General features: G+C 40.4%; 1 protein-coding gene. It reads left to right on the top strand.

Annotation, left to right across the window (positions count from 1 at the left end; all coding sequences use genetic code 11):
• Positions 1 to 175: 175 nt before the first annotated feature.
• A complete protein-coding gene (locus VXP95_RS15450) occupies positions 176 to 1,171 on the top strand; it encodes an IS4 family transposase (protein WP_111034557.1) in 996 nt (331 codons plus the stop codon).
• Positions 1,172 to 1,191: the final 20 nt, after the last annotated feature.

The following is a 1,191-nucleotide window of genomic DNA, read 5'->3' as shown; positions in this document are numbered from 1 at the left end:
CTCTGCACACGACAAAAAAACAAAAAAGTCTGTTAAAGCAAAGGCATAATAGTAATTTTTAAGACGAATCAGACCATGCCAAACTTTAACAGACTTAGTGAAACTTTAACCCAAAACCTGAGCATGAACAAGGCAAGAATCAATTGTTTGAGCCTAATGATAATAGCCCTGATTACTGCTCAAAGCAGTAATCTTAAAAAAAATAGCAAGACACCTTCCTAAGGGTGGCAAGACCGACAGTCACTATCGCAGACTACAGCGATTTTTTGCCGAAGCGAGGATAGACTACGATCAACTGGCTTTAATGATATATCGACTATTTGGGCTAGGCAAAGTCACCTTAACCATTGACCGCACCAACTGGAAATGGGGTAAAAGTAACCTCAACATCTTTATGTTAGGGGTGGTATATAAAGGGATAGCCATCCCCTTATACTGGCACATGCTAGATAAGCGAGGTAATACAAACCATCTTGAACGCTGTGAACTTATTGAGCGGTTTATCAAACAATTTGGCAAAGATAACCTTGAGATGATAGTAGCAGACAGAGAGTTTGTTGGCGAAAAATGGTTTAACTGGCTCACCAATAATCACATACCCTTTGCCATACGGATTAAGAAGAACAGTAAAGTTAAGAATCATCATGGCAAGTTGGTACAGATTAAAGAGTTATTACGCCATGTTAGCCATCAAGAAACATATCGACATGGACGAATACTGACTGTCGATGGTTGTTTGGTTCGAGTATTTGCCAAGCGTGATAAAGACTATGGTTTAGTGATTGTGGCCACCAATCAACTAGAAACAGTGGATGCGATGACAAGCTATGCTAAGCGTTGGGAGATTGAGACTTTATTTGCTTGTCTAAAGGGCCGTGGCTTTAATCTTGAAGATACCCACTTAACCCATCTTGATCGGGTCAGTAAATTAGTCGCAGTGAACGCCTTAGCATTTTGTTGGGCTTATCATGTCGGTATTTATAAAGACAAAGATAAGCCGTTAAAACGCAAGTTGAAGTCAAACGCTCGACCTCAAGCCAGTTTGTTTGCGCTTGGTCTGGATGTGTTGATTGAGGGCCTTCACTTGGTGTTCTTTAACAATGATAAGACTGTATTTCGACAGTTAGTTAGCTTTTTAACCCCTAAACCTATGAAAATCGGGTGGGGATGATTTTTTTGTCGTGTGCAGAG

This window comes from Acinetobacter sp. 226 (assembly GCF_048147925.1).
GTDB classification, from domain to species: Bacteria; Pseudomonadota; Gammaproteobacteria; order Pseudomonadales; family Moraxellaceae; genus Acinetobacter; species Acinetobacter pecorum.
Note: the sequence above shows the minus strand (reverse complement) of the source record. Positions and strands in the feature narration are given on the sequence as shown.